Source organism: endosymbiont of Sipalinus gigas (assembly GCF_004296475.1).
Taxonomy (GTDB): Bacteria; Pseudomonadota; Gammaproteobacteria; order Enterobacterales; family Enterobacteriaceae; genus Nardonella.
In genome coordinates this window covers 111193-126874 of record NZ_AP018162.1, presented here as the reverse complement: position 1 = coordinate 126874, position 15682 = coordinate 111193, and the positions used below count along the sequence as shown (strand labels likewise).

Sequence of the window (15682 nt, the reverse complement as noted above, 5' to 3'; positions counted from 1 at the left end):
CTATTTATATAATATATTATTAATATTAAATAATATAGTATAATTTAAAATAAATTTTATTTTAAGTTTTAATTTTTAATTATGAGAGTGAAATATGTCAGGAAAAGGAATAAATAAAGTTATATTAATAGGTAATTTAGGTCAAGATCCTGAAATAAGATATATGCCTAATGGAAATGCTGTTACAAATATAAGATTAGCAACATCTGAAAATTGGAAAGATAAACAAACTGGTGAAGTTAAAGAAAAAACTGAATGGCATAGAATTGTTTTTTTTGGAAAACTTGCAGAAATTGCAAATGAATTTTTAAAAAAAGGTTCTCAAATATATGTTGAAGGTCAATTACAAACTAGAAAATGGCAAGATAATAATGGTAATAATAAATATATTACAGAAGTAATAGTTAGTATTGGAGGGACAATGCAAATGTTAGGAAATAAAAATAATAAAAATATAGAAAATAAAGAAGATTTTTTAAATGAAGATAATATATTATTAGATAATAAAAAAGACTTTGAAGATATAAAAGATGATGATATTTCATCTTCTTTATCTGAATTTGATGATGAAATATCTTTTTAAATTGAAATTTTAATATATATTATATTTAAATATATAAAACTTATTTAATTATTATTAATATTTATAAAATTAAATTATTATATTTTTAATATATTAATTTATTTTATAAATTAATATCTAATTTTTATTTAGAAATTTTGATGAATAATGTAATGCATATTTATATCCATCTATACCTAATCCACATATTACTCCAATTGCTATATCAGATATGTATGAAAATCTTCTAAACGGCTCTCTAGAAAATATATTTGTTATATGAATTTCTATTAAAGGTAATGAAACTGCTATTAATGCATCTCTTATAGAGATACTAGTATGAGTTAATGATGCAGCGTTTATTAATATAAATTCAATATTATTATTTTTTAATTTATGAATATAATTTACTATTTCTGATTCTGAATTAGATTGTATATTAAATAATTCTAAATTTAATATATTACATTCTTTATTTAATTCGTAAATTAAATCCTCTAATTTTAAATTTCCATATTTATCTATTTCTCTATTACCTAATAAGTTTAAATTCGGTCCATTTATTAATGAAATTTTTTTTATCATTTTAAAATAAAATCTAATGCACTCTACAGGATTCGAACCTGTGACCTACGACTTAGAAGATCGATGCTCTATCCAATCTGAGCTAAGAGTGCTGATTAATATAAAATCTATATGAATAAATATTCTTTTTATAGGATGTATTTGAAATTCTTTTATATATACTTCTAATAAAGAATTACAATTATATAATACAATTTTTTCTTTTTTATTTAAATATTTATTAACATTTTTTTTTATGTATATTAAATATTTATTTTCTATAACTATATTAATATTTTTAATTCTATTACCATATATTATTGATGGAATTTTATTATCTTTTCTTATTTTTTTACTATTATTAGTTCCAAACTTGTTTCTTATATCGAATTTTATTTTAATCATATTTTAAATTTAATTATCCCATATTATTAAATAATATTTTTTTTTTCCTTTACATATTAATGTATATTTATTATATAATATATCTTCTTTTTTAAAAATGTATTTTATATCTGAATTTACTTTACCATTTATAAATATTGAATTAGAAGATATAATATTTTTAGATTGAATTTTTGATTTAGATATATTTAATTTTATTAATGATTCCTGTAAGCTTATTCCTAATTTAGAATAGATTTTATCTATAGATGTAGATATCTGATATAAATCATATTCGTTTAAATTAAATATATTTTCTTTAAATAAATTATTAGTTATTTTTAATACTATATTTAATTCATTATTTCCGTGAATTAATTTTACTAGATAATTAGCTAATATTTTTTTAGAAATTAAGTTACAATTTGTATTATTTTGATTTTTTAAAAAATATATATATTCTATTTCTTTAAAAGATAACATATTTAATAATTTATATATATATGAATCTGATATATTTATTATAAATTGATAAAATTTATATGGTGTTGTTTTGTTTATATCTAACCATATATTATCATTATTAGATTTACTAAATTTTTCACCATTTTTTTTGGTTAGTATTGGAAATGTTAAACCATATGTATCTATATTTGTTTTTTTTTTTATTAAATTTATACCTGAATTTATATTTGTTAATTGATCAGATCCTCCTATTTGTAATTTTACTTTATAATTTTTGAACATATGATAAAAATCATAACTTTGTAATATAGAATATGAAAATTCAGAAAAAGATAAATTATTTAAATTTAAATATTCTTTTATTATTTTTTTATCTATTAATTTATTTATTAAAAAATAATTACCTATTTTTTTTAAAAAATCTATTATATTTAAATTTTTAAACCATTCATTATTATTTAATATAAATAAATTATTATTATTTATATCTAATATATTTTTTATTTGATCTGATATTTTTTTTGAAAAAAAAAGTATTTTTTCTGTAAAATTTATACATCTTTTTTTATTTCTAAAACTAGGATCTCCTATTATAGATGTAGATCCTCCTATAAGAATAAATATTTTATTTTTATTATTATTTAAATAAAATCTTTTTAAACATATTAAAGATAATAAATGACCTATATGTAAACTGTCTGAATTTGGATCATATCCACAATATAAATTTATACTATTATTATTTAAATAATTTATTAATTTATTTTCATTAGAAATTTGATATATAAGATTTCTTTTATATAATTTATATATTATATTATTTTTCATTTTTAAAAATTAATTACATAAAAATTAAGTTATATATAATAAATTTAATGTAATTTTATTATTATCATTTTATGATTAAGTTTATAAAATTTATATTTTTTAAATTTTACATTTTATTATTATTAATATTTTTATCTTTTATAAATTATATATTATATTTAAATAATAAAATTACTAATACTATAAATGAATGTTCAAAAAACTCTACTATAATATATAGTAAAATTAATAATATAAATTATTATACAAAAAAAAAAGATTTAATAGATATACTTAATAATAATCAATATATAAAATCAAATGAATTAAATAAATCTGGAAAGTACATCATTGATAATGATACTATAAAGATTTTTAAAAGAGAATTTAACTTTCCAAATAAACATGAAAGTAAAAATATATTTAAAATAAAATTTAATGATCAAAAAATAATTAGTATTAAAGATATAAATAATTATAATATAAAAAATTTTAATATAGATCCAAAAATAATAGGTATAATTTATTCTAAAAATAATAACAGATGTAAATTATATTTATATAAAAATAAATTTCCAAAAACTCTTATAGATATGATTATTCTTACAGAAGATAAAAATTTTTATATTCATTCTGGTATAAGTATTAAATCTATAATTAGAGCATTATTTATTAATATAACTAAATTTAAAATTGTACAAGGGGGGAGTACAATAACTCAACAATTATCTAAAAATATATTATTAAATAATAAAAAAAATATAATAAGAAAAATAAATGAATTGATAATTTCTATAATAATAGAAAATAAATTTAATAAGGATAAAATAATAGAAATGTACTTAAATGAAGTATTTTTAGGTCAATATGGTAATAATAAAATAATAGGATTTCCGATAGCAAGTATATATTATTTTAATAAATATATAGATGAAACTAGTATAGATGAACAAGCTACATTAGTGGCAATGTTAAAAGGAGCTTCATTATATAATATTAATAAAAATTATAATCTTACTATAAAAAGAAGAAATGAAATATTATATAAATTAAAAAATAATAATTTAATAGATGAAAAATTATTTAATTTTCTAATAAAAAAAAAAACTAATGTAAATATAAATAAATTTATAATTAAATCTTATCCTTCATTTATTAAAATTATAAAAAAAGAATTTGATAGTAAATTTAGTTTTAGTATAAATAAAGGTTATAAAATATTTAGCACATTAAATTTAAATTCTCAAAATTCATTAAATATAACTACATCTTTTTTTAATTATAATTTTAAAAAAAAAGATGATGATTTAGAATTAATAATGATATCTATAGATAAATTAACTGGAGAAATAAAATCTGCTATAGGAGGATCAAATTATAATAATTTATGTTCTGATAGAATTTTTAATAAAAGACAAATAGGATCTTTAATAAAACCCATAATATACATGTTAATATTAAATATTCCTGATAAATTTAATTTAAATACATTAGTAGATGATAAAAAAATAATAATAGAACAAAGCAAAAATAACTTTTGGATTCCAAAAAATCATGATAATAAATTTAGAGGTAAAGTTAAATTAATAGATTCATTAGTGAATTCATTAAATATACCATATATAAATCTAGGATTATATATAGGTATTGATAATTTAATTAATTTTTTAAAAAGTTTAGAATTAAATATAAATAATATAAATAAATTTCCTTCAATATTTTTAGGATCTTTATATTTAAATCCTTTAGATGTATTACAAATATATCAAATAATATCAAATAAAGGTAATTTATCAAAATTATATTCTATTGAATATATAGTTAAAAATAATGATTTAATATATGATATTAATAATTATAAAATTATTAAGAATGTTATATCAGAACAATCTGTATATTTAACATTATATTCTATGCAAGAAGTAGCAAGAAAAGGGACTGCAAGAAGATTAAATATTAAATTTAATAAATTTAATTTAGCAGCAAAAACTGGAACAACTAATAATTGTATAGATAGTTGGTTTATAGGAATAAATAATAATGAAGTTTTTTTATCATGGATAGGTAAAGATAACTATAAAACTTCAAATTTAACTGGATCTTCTGGTCCGTTAATATTATATGAAAAATATTTAGACAATATAGATTTAGAACCATTATTTATTGATAAACCTAATGATATAAAATATATACAAATAGATAAAGATGGTGAATTTATATTAGATGAAAAAAATTATTCATGTAATAATTTATTTTTACCATTATGGGTATATAATAATATAGATAAAGAAAGTAATATTTTTAAATTTTTATATGATAGTTTATTAAACTTATTTAAATAAATACTTATTTAATGAAATCAATTAATATTTTAATATTATTAATAATAATTTATTTACAGTTTTCATTTATATTTAGAAATTCTGGATTAGTAAATTATATTAAAGTGAAAAATGAAATAAATAATATTAGAAAAGAAAATAATATAATATATAAAAAAAATATTAAATTAATAAAAGATATAAATAGTTTAATAAATGACTATGAAATAATAGAAGAATATGCAAGAAACGAATTAAATTTTATAAAAAATGATGAATTATTTTATTTAGTTAATTAATAAATTATTAAATTTTTTTATTTTAATAGTTTAATTTTATATATATAGATATTATTAATTATAGTAAAAATTAATTTATATTCACTTATATTGGAGAATAAATAAAATGGGAAAAATTATTGGAATAGATTTAGGGACAACTAATTCTTGTGTATCTATTATTGAAAATAATAAACCTAAAGTTTTAGAAAATAATGAAGGAGATAGAACTACTCCTTCAATAGTTGCATATACTAAAGATGGAGAAGTGTTAGTAGGACAGCCTGCAAAAAGACAAGCTATTACTAATCCTAAAAATACTTTATTTGCTATAAAAAGATTAATTGGTAGAAAATTTAATGATGTTGAAGTTCAACGTGATATAAGTATGATGCCATATAATATAGTAAGTTCAGAAAATGGAGATGCATGGATAGAAGTTAATGATAAAAAAATAGCTCCTCCACAAATATCAGCAGAAATTTTAAAAAAAATGAAAAAAACTGCTGAAGATTATTTAGGAAAACAAGTTACAGAAGCTGTAATAACAGTTCCTGCATATTTTAATGATACTCAACGTCAAGCCACAAAAGATGCTGGAAAAATAGCAGGATTAGATGTTAAAAGAATAATAAACGAACCTACTGCAGCCGCATTGGCATATGGTTTAGATAAAGATACAGGTAATAAAATAATAGCTGTATATGATTTAGGAGGAGGTACATTTGATATTTCTATAATAGAAATAGATGAAGTTGATGGAGAAAAGACATTTGAAGTTTTATCAACTAATGGTGATACACATTTAGGCGGAGAGGATTTTGATAATAAATTAATAAATTATTTAATAGATGAATTTAAAAAAATTAATAATATTAATTTAAAACATGATTCATTAGCTATGCAAAGATTAAAAGAATCATCAGAAAAGGCAAAAATAGAATTATCTTCATCTCAACAAACTGAAATTAATTTACCATATATAACTGCAGATTCATATGGTCCTAAACATTTTAATATAAAAATAACTAAAGCTAAACTTGAATCATTAGTTGAAGATTTAATAGATAAGACAATGGATCCTGTAAAAATAGCTTTAAAAGATGCTAAATTAGATATATCTAAAATAAATGATGTTATACTTGTAGGCGGTCAAACAAGAATGCCTTTAGTACAAAAAAAAGTTTTTGATTTTTTTAAAAAAGAAGCTAAAAAAGATATAAATCCTGATGAAGCGGTTGCTATAGGAGCTGCAGTACAAGGTGGAGTTTTAGCAGGAGAAGTTAAAGACTTGTTATTATTAGATGTTACTCCATTATCATTAGGTATAGAAACTATGGGAAATATAATGACTACTTTAATTCCTAAAAATACTACAATACCTACAAAACATAGTCAGGTTTTTTCAACTGCCGAAGATAATCAATCAGCTGTTACTATACATATACTACAAGGAGAAAGAAAAAAATCTTTTGATAATAAATCATTAGGGCAATTTAATTTAGATGGAATCAGACCTGCTGCAAGAGGCATTCCTCAAATAGAAGTTACATTTAATATTGATGCAGATGGGATATTACATGTATCTGCAAAAGATAAAAATAGTGGAAAAGAACAAAGTATAATTATAAAATCTTCATCTGGATTAAATGAAGATGAAATAAAAAAAATGATTCGTGATGCTGAAATGAATTTAGAATCTGATCGTAAATTTGAAGAATTAATAAAGATAAAAAATCAAGGAGATAATATTTTACATAGTACTAAAAAACAATTAGATGAAGTTAAAGATATAATTAATACAGAAGATAAATCATTAATATTAAGTTATATTAATAAATTAGAAGATTCTTTAAAAAAAGATAATAAAGAAGAAATTGAACTTTCAATAAAAGAATTAGTTCAAAATTCTAATAAATTATTTGAATTATCACAAAGTAAAAATAATAAAGATAATTCTAATGATGATCTTAATAAAGATAAAAATCAAAATACTACAGATGCTGAATTTGAAGAAATAAAAGATAAAAATAATATATAATAAAATGTCAAAATTAGATTATTATCAAGTTTTAGGAATTTCTAAAGATTCTAGTGATCAAGAAATTAAAAAGGCTTATAAACGTTTAGCTATAAAATTTCATCCTGATCATAATCAAGGAGATATAAAATCAGAAGAAAAATTTAAAGAAGTAAAAGAAGCTTATGAAATATTAATTGATCCAAAAAAAAGATCTATATATGATAAGTATGGATACTATGAATCAGATACATCAAGCGGATATTCTAAAGATAGATATAATAATAATTTTTATTCCAAAAGTGAATCATCATTTAATGATATTTTTAGTGATATTTTCAGTGATATTTTTAATGATAATAGAAAAAATTCTACATATAAAGGATCAGATATAAATATAAATTTAGACATAGATTTAGAAGATTCATTTTTTGGTTCTTCTAAAGATATAAAAATAAATATATTAGATAAATGTGATTTATGTAATGGAAGTGGCTCTAAATATGGAAAAAATAGTATTTGTTCAAGTTGTGAAGGTAAAGGAAAAATACAAATAAAACAAGGATTTTTTATAATTCAACAAACTTGTAATAGATGTAAAGGAGAAGGTAAAATAATAAAAGATCCTTGTAATAGATGTTTTGGTGAGGGTAGAGTAAAAAAGAATAAATTATTCTCTATAAATATCCCATTAGGTATAAATACTGGAGAATATATAAAAATATGTAATGAAGGTAATATAGGTAAAAATTTAAATAAAGGAGATATTTATATCAATGTAAAAATAAAATCTCATTCTATATTTAATAGGAATGATGATAATTTACATTGTGAAATTCCAATAAACTTTTCTATTTCTGCTTTAGGAGGAGAAGTTGAGGTTCCTACATTAAATGGAAAAATAAAATTAAAAATCCCATCAGAAACTCAAACAGGAAAAACATTTAGAATTAAAAACAAAGGTATAAAAAATTATAAAAATAATAATATTGGTGATTTATTATGTAAAGTAATAGTAGAAACTCCAGTAAAATTAAATGATAAACAAAAATTTCTTTTAAAAGAATTGGGAAATACATTTATAGGCCCTAATGGTGATAAAAATACTCCAAAATGTAAAACATTTTTTGATAATGTTAAAAAATTTTTTAATAATTTAACTTAAATTTAGTTATTTTATTTATTTTTAAATTTAAATTAAAAGTAATAATGTTAGAAAATGATAAAAAAAAATATCTTTCTATAGCTTTAGATCATATTGAAAAATTATTCGGTAAAGGATCAATTATGAGATTAGGTGAGAATAGATCTATGGATATAGAAACTATTTCTACGGGTTCACTATCTTTAGATATAGCTTTAGGTGCTGGTGGATTGCCTATGGGAAGGATAGTAGAAATATATGGACCAGAATCATCTGGTAAAACAACTTTAACTTTACAAGTTATAGCAAAAGCACAAAAAGATAATAAAATATGTGCTTTTATAGATGCAGAACATGCATTAGATCCTTTGTATGCAAAAAAAATTGGAGTTGATATAGATAATTTATTATGTTCACAACCAGATACTGGAGAACAAGCTTTAGAAATATGTGATATATTAACTAAATTAAAAGCTGTTGATGTTATTGTTGTAGATTCAGTTGCCGCTTTAGTTCCTAAAGCGGAAATAGAAGGAGAAATAGGAGATTCGCATATAGGATTAGCTGCTAGAATGATGAGTCAAGCTATGAGAAAGTTAACTGGTAATTTAAAAAATTCAAATACATTATTAATATTTGTAAATCAGATAAGAATGAAAATAGGTGTTGTATTTGGTAATTCAGAAACCACAACTGGAGGAAATGCTTTAAAATTTTATTCTTCTATAAGATTGGATATAAGAAAAATAGGTTCTGTAAAAAATGGAGATGTAATTATAGGAAATGAAATAAGAGTTAAAGTAGTAAAAAATAAAATATCCGTACCTTTTAAACAAGCTGAATTTGAAATAATGTATGGAGATGGTATAAATATATATGGCGAGATTATAGATCTAGGAATTAAATATAAATTAATAGATAAATCTGGATCATGGTATAGTTATAATGGAGAAAGTATAGGACAAGGAAAAATAAATGCTTGTGAATTTTTAAAGAAAAATCCTAATGCTTTTGAAGTATTAGATAAAAAATTAAGAAGTATTATTTTTAATAATGTAAATTAATGGTTATGAATTCAAATGAAATACGTAATATGTTTTTATCATTTTTTAAAAGAAAAAATCATGTATTTATTAAGGAAAGTTCTTTAATATCAAAAAGTAGTGATTTATTATTTACTAATTCTGGTATGAATCAATTCAAGGATCTTTTTTTACTAGAAAATAATAAATTAAATTTCACTAGAGTAGTAAATAGTCAAAAATGTATTAGAGTAGGAGGAAAACATGATGATTTAAATAATATAGGTTATACTCTTAGACATAATACTTTATTTGAAATGTTAGGTAACTTTAGTTTTGGGGATTATTTTAAAGAAGAAAGTATAAATTTTTCTTGGGAATTGTTAACAAATAAAAATTGGTTTAATTTAGATAAAAATAAAATATTTATTACTGTATATTATTCTGATGAAGAATCAGAAAATATATGGAAAAAAATAGGTATATCTAAAAATAAAATAATAAAAATAAAAGATATAAACAAAAATAATAAATATATATCAAATAATTTTTGGCAAATGTCAAATATTGGGCCTTGTGGCCCATGTACTGAAATATTTTATGATTTAGGTGATAATTTTAAAGGAAAATTTACTAACAAAAGTAATATAGGAGATAGATATATAGAAATATGGAATTTAGTTTTTATTCAGTTTAATAAAGACATAAATGGGAATTTAATTAAATTAAATATGAATTCTGTAGATACCGGAATGGGATTAGAAAGGGTATCATCTATTATACAAAATGTAAATTCTAATTATAAAATTGATATATTTATAAATTTAGTAGAAATAGTTAAAAATAAATTAAATTTATTATATAATAAAAAAAATATTAAATATATAAAAATTATAGCTGATCATGTAAGAACTTCTATATTTATTTTATATAATAAAATTATACCTTCAAATGAAAAACATGGATATGTATTAAGAAAAATAATAAGAAGAGCATGTTGTTGTATAAATATGTTAGGAATAAATTATCCAATATTGTATACTATAATAAATAATTTTATAGAATATATGAAATTATTTTATTATGATTTTTTTTTATCCAATTATGAAATTGGAAATATAGAAAAAATTATTTTAAATGAAGAAGAAAAGTTTATAAATTTAATAAATTATGGATTATTAATATTAAAAAAAAATATAGACAATAATATAATAATAAAAAATAATAAAAAACTTTTAGATGGTAATTTTGTATTTAAATTATATGATACATATGGATTACCTATAGATATTATTATTAATTTTTGTAAAAAATATAATATTAATATAGATAAATTAATTTTTAATGAATTAATGAGTATACAAAAAATAAATAATTTTTAAACAAAAATAATTTTAAAATAAGGAATTTTATGCTTATTCTTACTAGAAAAATTGGAGAAACTTTCTTTATAGGCGATGATATATTAGTTACAATATTAGGTATAAGAGGTAATCAAACTAGAGTAGGTATTAGCGCACCTAAATCTGTATTAATACATAGAGAAGAAATATATAAAAAAATAAAAAGTGAAGAGAAATAATATTTTATGATGAGATGGCCGAGCGGTTTAAGGCGCTCCTTTGCTAATGGAGTATATTTATTATATCGAGGGTTCGAATCCCTCTCTCATCTATATATATTTTATTAGCATTTGTAGCTTAATATGGATAAGAGCATTCAGCTACGGACTGAAAGGTTGAAGGTTCGAGTCCTTCCAAATGCATAAATTTTATATTATTTGTATGTCGATATAGCTCAGTTGGTAGAGCAACTAACTTGTAATTAGTAGGTCAAAGGTTCAAATCCTTTTATCGGCTTATGGTGGGGTTCCCGAGTGGCTAAAGGGATCAGACTGTAAATCTGCTGTCAACTGTGACTTCGAAGGTTCGAATCCTTCCCCCATCAATATTTTATTTTGCGAATATAGTATAATGGTATTATGTTATCCTTCCAAGTTAAAGATATGGGTTCGATTCCCATTATTCGCTAATTTTGTTGATATAGCTCAGTTGGTAGAGCACATTCTTGGTAAGAATGTGGTCGGCAGTTCAAATCTGCCTATCAGCAAAATTATTAATCTATAACATATAAAAAAATTATGTCTAAAGAAAAGTTTAAAAGAACAAAACCTCATATAAATGTAGGAACTATAGGTCATGTTGATCATGGTAAAACTACTTTAACATCAGCAATAACTACTATTCTTTCTAAGAAATATGGTGGTAGTGTATATAAATTTGAACAAATAGATAATGCTCCAGAAGAAAAAGAAAGAGGAATAACTATAAATACATCTCATGTTGAATATGATACGAATAATAGACATTATGCACATGTAGATTGTCCTGGACATGCTGATTATATAAAAAATATGATAACAGGTGCAGCGCAAATGGATGGAGCTATATTAGTAGTTTCTGCTATAGACGGTCCTATGCCTCAAACTAGAGAACATATATTGTTAGCAAGACAGGTTGGTGTTCCACATATAATTGTATTTATAAATAAATGCGATATGGTAGATGACGAAGAAATATTAGATTTAGTAGAAATGGAAGTTAGAGAATTATTATCAAAATATGGATTTAAAGATAAAGATTTACCAGTTATAAGAGGTTCTGCCTTAAAAGCACTTGAAGGTGATAATAATTGGGAAAATAAAATAATAGATTTATCAGAATATTTAGATGAATATATTCCAGAACCTAAGAGAGATATTGATCATTCATTTTTATTACCAATAGAAGATGTATTTTCTATTTCAGGAAGAGGAACTGTTGTTACTGGAAGAATAGAAAAAGGTATTGTAAAAGTTGGCGATGAAATAGAAATAGTAGGTATAAAAAATACTATAAAAACTATTTGTACTGGTATAGAAATGTTTAAAAAATTATTAGATGAAGGGAGAGCTGGAGAAAATGTAGGTTTACTTTTAAGAGGAATAAAAAGAGAAGATGTAGAAAGAGGACAGGTGTTATCTAAACCAGGAAGTATAAAACCTCATACTAAATTTGAATCTGAAGTTTATGTATTAAATAAAGATGAAGGAGGACGTCATACACCATTTTTTAATGGATATAGACCTCAATTTTATTTTAGAACTACAGATGTTACCGGTACTATAGAACTACCAGATGATATAGAAATGGTTATGCCTGGAGATAATATAAAAGTAAAAATAAATCTTATGTCTTGTATTGCAATGAATGAAGGATTACATTTTGCTATAAGAGAAGGAGGAAAAACAGTTGGAGCTGGAATAGTAACAAAAATATTAGATTAATATTAAAAATTTAAATGTTTTATGATTATTAATAAAATTATTTTATTTATTAGTAATATAATATATGAAATTAAAGATATATCATATCCTAGTTTTTCATATATTATATATGTATCAATATTATTACTCTTTATTATTTTATTTATGTCTTTATTTATTTGGATGATTGATAGTATATTAATATTTATAATTTATTTAATAATTTATAATGAAAAAAAATTATAAAAATGGAAAAAAAATGGTATATAATTCAAGTATTTTCTGGATTTGAATTAAATATAGTAAATAATATAAAGGAAAAAATTAAATTAGAAAATATGGAGTATTTATTTGGAAAAACATTAATACCAAAAGAAGAAGTAATAGAATTTATAGATGGTAATAAAAAAAAAAGTGAAAGAAAATTTTTTCCAGGATATATATTTATAGAAATGAATGTTAATGAAATTAGTTTAAATTTGATAAAAAAAATACCTAATGTAATAGGATTTATGGGTAAAAATAAATATAATTGTCCTATACCATTAAATTCATCTGAAATTTTAAGTCTTATAAATAAAATAAATAATAATAAAGGAAAATTTATACCTAAAATTACATTTGATATAGGAGAAAAAATAAGAGTAAATGATGGACCTTTCTCAGACTTTATAGGAATAATAGAAAGTATAGATTATACAAAAAACACATTAATTGTATTAATATCAATTTTTGGAAGAAATACTCCTGTACAATTAAATTTTAGTAAAGTAGAAAAATATTAATATATTATGAAAAAAATAGAATGTAATATAAAATTACAAATACCTTCTCAAGAAGCTAATCCCGGTCCACCAATAGGTCCTATATTAGGACAAAAAGGTATAAATATATTAAAATTTTGTAATGAATTTAATAATAAATCCATTAATATAGAAAAAGGATTAATAGTTTCTGTATTAATAAATGTATTTTCAGATAAAACATTTAACTTTATAATAAAAAATTCTCCAACATCTATATTAATAAAAAAAATTCTTAATATAAGTTCTGGATCAAAAACTCCAGGAAAACTTTTTGTAAGTACTATAAACAAAAAACAAATATATAATATATCATTATTAAAACTTAATGATAGTAATTCTTTAAAAATCGAATCAGTTATAAACTCTATCACTGGAACAATAAAATCTATGGGAATAAAAATAGAAGATTAGAATGAAAACTAGTAAAAGAATTTTATATATAAAAGAAAAAATATATAAAGAAAATTTAGATAATATAGATTTTATAATTGAAAATATAAAAAAATATTCTTCTAAAAATTTCATAGAAAGTATTGATTTATCTATTATTCTCAATATAGATTTAAATATTAAACAAAATATTTTAAATAAAACTGTACTACCAAATGGTACTGGAAAAGAAATTAAAGTTGGGATACTTGCATTAGAAAAAGATAATAAATATATAATTAATAATGCAGATTATATAGGAATGGATGATTTAATAGATAATTTTCTTAATAAAAAAATTAAATTAGATGTATTTTTATATACTTCAGATTCATTTAAAATTTTAAATGAAAAGATAAATTTATTAAATAAAAAAAAATTAGTACCTAATTATAAACTTGAAACAATAACAAATAATAGTATATCTGAATCAATAAAAAATATAAAGTATAATACTATTTTTTATAAAATTGATAAAAATGGAATTATAAATACATCAATTGGTAAATTAAATTTTAGTTCAAATATGATAAAAGAAAATTTGATAAAACTATTAAAAGATATAAAAAATATTAAATTAAAAAAAACAAAAAGTAATTATTTTAAAAAAATTGTAATAAGTTCAACAATGGGTATTGGAATTGAAATTCCTAATGAATTTACTAAAATATATTAATTAATATATTTATGATAAAAATTGATAAAAAAAAAATTATAGTAAATAAAATTAGTATTTTATTAAATAAATCTACATCTATTTCTTTAATTAATCTTAATAATATAAAAACCAATGACATAAATAATTTAAGAAAAATTTTTTACAAAAATAATATAGGTATTTTTATAATAAAAAATAATATGTTAAATATAGCTTTAAATGAAAGTCCATTTAGTTTTTTAAAAAATAAAATAAAAAATAGTAATATAATATTATTAAGTTATAATATAGATTTTAATTTACCATTAAAAATATTTTATGAATATAAAAAAAATATAGAATACATAAAATTAATATGTTTTAATGGAAAAATATATGAGGGTGATAATATAAAATACATATGTAATATTTTAACTTATAAAGAATTATTAAATAAATTAATTTTTATATTAAAAGAAAAATCTATATTAAATTTATATAATATATTAAAAAAATTATTAAAAATAAAATCTAATCAGGAGTTATAAATGTCTTTAAGTAAAGAAGAAATTTTAGATGAAATATCTAGAATGTCAATTTTAGATATAAATGATCTTATATTAATGATTGAAAAAAAATTTTCTATATCTTTATCAAATATTTCTACATTAAAAGAAAATGATAAAGAAGAAAAGATATTAGAAAAAAATGATTTCAATATTATATTAAAATCTATAGGAACAAATAAAATATCTGTAATAAAATCTATTAGATCTATATTAAATTTAGGATTAAAAGAATCTAAAGATTTAGTAGAATCAGTTCCAGTAAAAATAAAGGAAAAGGTATCTAAAATAGATGCTGAAAATATAAAAAAAATATTAGAAGAATCTGGAGCAAATGTAGATTTAGAATAAATTTTATTTTTAACAAAAAAAA

Annotated in this window: 18 protein-coding genes and 7 tRNA genes; 21 read left to right on the top strand and 4 right to left on the bottom strand. The window is 19.8% G+C overall.

Annotated features, from left to right (window positions below; translation table 11 throughout):
• The first annotated feature begins 94 nt into the window (after positions 1–94).
• A complete protein-coding gene (gene ssb, locus NARSGI1_RS00720) occupies positions 95–583 on the top strand; it encodes a single-stranded DNA-binding protein (protein WP_130616911.1) in 489 nt (162 codons plus the stop codon).
• Positions 584–700: 117 nt separating this feature from the next.
• On the opposite strand, the gene aroQ is transcribed toward ssb, so the two are convergent.
• From aroQ to tyrS, 4 genes are all read right to left on the bottom strand, one after another.
• A complete protein-coding gene (gene aroQ, locus NARSGI1_RS00715; protein ID WP_130616910.1) occupies positions 701–1147 on the bottom strand; it encodes a type II 3-dehydroquinate dehydratase in 447 nt (148 codons plus the stop codon).
• A gap of 17 nt (positions 1148–1164) precedes the next feature.
• Positions 1165–1239 (bottom strand) — tRNA-Arg (locus NARSGI1_RS00710).
• On the bottom strand, positions 1193–1531 hold the full coding sequence (gene rplY, locus NARSGI1_RS01365) for a 50S ribosomal protein L25 (protein ID WP_130617012.1): 339 nt from the start codon (positions 1529–1531) through the stop codon (positions 1193–1195). Before rplY ends, NARSGI1_RS00710 begins: the two co-directional genes overlap by 47 nt.
• A gap of 9 nt (positions 1532–1540) precedes the next feature.
• Positions 1541–2803 carry a tyrosine--tRNA ligase gene (tyrS, locus tag NARSGI1_RS00700; protein ID WP_130616909.1) on the bottom strand — a complete coding sequence of 421 codons (1263 nt, stop codon included), beginning with the start codon at positions 2801–2803 and terminating at the stop codon, positions 1541–1543.
• A 71-nt stretch (positions 2804–2874) separates the two neighbouring features.
• On the opposite strand from tyrS, the gene NARSGI1_RS00695 reads away from it, so the two are divergent.
• From NARSGI1_RS00695 to rplL, 20 genes are all read left to right on the top strand, one after another.
• Positions 2875–5124 (top strand): transglycosylase domain-containing protein, encoded by a 2250-nt coding sequence (locus NARSGI1_RS00695; RefSeq protein WP_130616908.1) that lies wholly within the window; start codon positions 2875–2877, stop codon positions 5122–5124.
• A gap of 11 nt (positions 5125–5135) precedes the next feature.
• Positions 5136–5402 (top strand): FtsB family cell division protein, encoded by a 267-nt coding sequence (locus tag NARSGI1_RS00690; protein WP_130616907.1) that lies wholly within the window; start codon positions 5136–5138, stop codon positions 5400–5402.
• A gap of 106 nt (positions 5403–5508) precedes the next feature.
• Positions 5509–7422, top strand: coding sequence for a molecular chaperone DnaK (dnaK, locus tag NARSGI1_RS00685; protein WP_130616906.1), 1914 nt, complete (start codon positions 5509–5511; stop codon positions 7420–7422).
• 4 nt (positions 7423–7426) lie between these two features.
• Entirely contained in the window at positions 7427–8566 is a 1140-nt protein-coding gene (gene dnaJ / locus NARSGI1_RS00680; protein ID WP_130616905.1) for a molecular chaperone DnaJ, read from the top strand.
• Between the two features lie 44 nt (positions 8567–8610).
• Positions 8611–9609, top strand: coding sequence for a recombinase RecA (gene recA, locus NARSGI1_RS00675; protein ID WP_420895819.1), 999 nt, complete (start codon positions 8611–8613; stop codon positions 9607–9609).
• Positions 9609–10949: an alanine--tRNA ligase gene (gene alaS, locus NARSGI1_RS00670; protein ID WP_130616903.1), complete on the top strand. Its 1341-nt coding sequence runs from the start codon at positions 9609–9611 to the stop codon at positions 10947–10949. Before recA ends, alaS begins: the two co-directional genes overlap by 1 nt.
• Before the next feature lie 29 nt (positions 10950–10978).
• Positions 10979–11149, top strand: a complete 171-nt coding sequence (gene csrA / locus NARSGI1_RS00665) for a carbon storage regulator CsrA (protein WP_130616902.1) — start codon at positions 10979–10981, stop codon at positions 11147–11149.
• An 8-nt stretch (positions 11150–11157) separates the two neighbouring features.
• A tRNA-Ser gene (locus NARSGI1_RS00660) sits at positions 11158–11241 on the top strand.
• Between the two features lie 15 nt (positions 11242–11256).
• Positions 11257–11332, top strand: a tRNA-Arg gene (locus NARSGI1_RS00655).
• A 21-nt stretch (positions 11333–11353) separates the two neighbouring features.
• Positions 11354–11426, top strand: a tRNA-Thr gene (locus NARSGI1_RS00650).
• A 3-nt stretch (positions 11427–11429) separates the two neighbouring features.
• Positions 11430–11514: transfer RNA gene (locus NARSGI1_RS00645), tRNA-Tyr, on the top strand.
• A gap of 12 nt (positions 11515–11526) precedes the next feature.
• Positions 11527–11597 (top strand) — tRNA-Gly (locus NARSGI1_RS01345).
• A gap of 6 nt (positions 11598–11603) precedes the next feature.
• Positions 11604–11676 (top strand) — tRNA-Thr (locus NARSGI1_RS00640).
• A gap of 31 nt (positions 11677–11707) precedes the next feature.
• On the top strand, positions 11708–12892 hold the full coding sequence (tuf, locus tag NARSGI1_RS00635) for an elongation factor Tu (protein WP_130616901.1): 1185 nt from the start codon (positions 11708–11710) through the stop codon (positions 12890–12892).
• Positions 12893–12913: 21 nt separating this feature from the next.
• Entirely contained in the window at positions 12914–13117 is a 204-nt protein-coding gene (locus NARSGI1_RS00630) for a preprotein translocase subunit SecE (protein ID WP_130616900.1), read from the top strand.
• 2 nt (positions 13118–13119) lie between these two features.
• The gene (nusG, locus tag NARSGI1_RS00625; protein ID WP_130616899.1) at positions 13120–13656 is read left to right on the top strand and encodes a transcription termination/antitermination protein NusG; all 537 of its coding nucleotides are present in this window, start codon (positions 13120–13122) and stop codon (positions 13654–13656) included.
• Positions 13657–13659: 3 nt separating this feature from the next.
• Positions 13660–14088: a 50S ribosomal protein L11 gene (gene rplK, locus NARSGI1_RS00620; RefSeq protein WP_130616898.1), complete on the top strand. Its 429-nt coding sequence runs from the start codon at positions 13660–13662 to the stop codon at positions 14086–14088.
• A gap of 1 nt (position 14089) precedes the next feature.
• Entirely contained in the window at positions 14090–14782 is a 693-nt protein-coding gene (rplA, locus tag NARSGI1_RS00615) for a 50S ribosomal protein L1 (RefSeq protein WP_130616897.1), read from the top strand.
• Between the two features lie 11 nt (positions 14783–14793).
• Positions 14794–15291, top strand: coding sequence for a 50S ribosomal protein L10 (rplJ, locus tag NARSGI1_RS00610; RefSeq protein WP_130616896.1), 498 nt, complete (start codon positions 14794–14796; stop codon positions 15289–15291).
• Positions 15292–15660 carry a 50S ribosomal protein L7/L12 gene (rplL, locus tag NARSGI1_RS00605; protein WP_130616895.1) on the top strand — a complete coding sequence of 123 codons (369 nt, stop codon included), beginning with the start codon at positions 15292–15294 and terminating at the stop codon, positions 15658–15660.
• The last annotated feature ends 22 nt before the right edge of the window (positions 15661–15682 follow it).

Bases quoted from the DNA above. Each gene is read 5' to 3' on its own strand.
- ssb (WP_130616911.1), top strand. From the start codon at position 95: ATGTCAGGAAAAGGAATAAATAAAGTTATATTAATAGGTAATTTAGGT.
- aroQ (WP_130616910.1), bottom strand. From the start codon at position 1,147: ATGATAAAAAAAATTTCATTAATAAATGGACCGAATTTAAACTTATTA.
- rplY (WP_130617012.1), bottom strand. From the start codon at position 1,531: ATGATTAAAATAAAATTCGATATAAGAAACAAGTTTGGAACTAATAAT.
- tyrS (WP_130616909.1), bottom strand. From the start codon at position 2,803: ATGAAAAATAATATAATATATAAATTATATAAAAGAAATCTTATATAT.
- NARSGI1_RS00695 (WP_130616908.1), top strand. From the start codon at position 2,875: ATGATTAAGTTTATAAAATTTATATTTTTTAAATTTTACATTTTATTA.
- NARSGI1_RS00690 (WP_130616907.1), top strand. From the start codon at position 5,136: ATGAAATCAATTAATATTTTAATATTATTAATAATAATTTATTTACAG.
- dnaK (WP_130616906.1), top strand. From the start codon at position 5,509: ATGGGAAAAATTATTGGAATAGATTTAGGGACAACTAATTCTTGTGTA.
- dnaJ (WP_130616905.1), top strand. From the start codon at position 7,427: ATGTCAAAATTAGATTATTATCAAGTTTTAGGAATTTCTAAAGATTCT.
- recA (WP_420895819.1), top strand. From the start codon at position 8,611: ATGTTAGAAAATGATAAAAAAAAATATCTTTCTATAGCTTTAGATCAT.
- alaS (WP_130616903.1), top strand. From the start codon at position 9,609: ATGGTTATGAATTCAAATGAAATACGTAATATGTTTTTATCATTTTTT.
- csrA (WP_130616902.1), top strand. From the start codon at position 10,979: ATGCTTATTCTTACTAGAAAAATTGGAGAAACTTTCTTTATAGGCGAT.
- tuf (WP_130616901.1), top strand. From the start codon at position 11,708: ATGTCTAAAGAAAAGTTTAAAAGAACAAAACCTCATATAAATGTAGGA.
- NARSGI1_RS00630 (WP_130616900.1), top strand. From the start codon at position 12,914: ATGATTATTAATAAAATTATTTTATTTATTAGTAATATAATATATGAA.
- nusG (WP_130616899.1), top strand. From the start codon at position 13,120: ATGGAAAAAAAATGGTATATAATTCAAGTATTTTCTGGATTTGAATTA.
- rplA (WP_130616897.1), top strand. From the start codon at position 14,090: ATGAAAACTAGTAAAAGAATTTTATATATAAAAGAAAAAATATATAAA.
- rplJ (WP_130616896.1), top strand. From the start codon at position 14,794: ATGATAAAAATTGATAAAAAAAAAATTATAGTAAATAAAATTAGTATT.
- rplL (WP_130616895.1), top strand. From the start codon at position 15,292: ATGTCTTTAAGTAAAGAAGAAATTTTAGATGAAATATCTAGAATGTCA.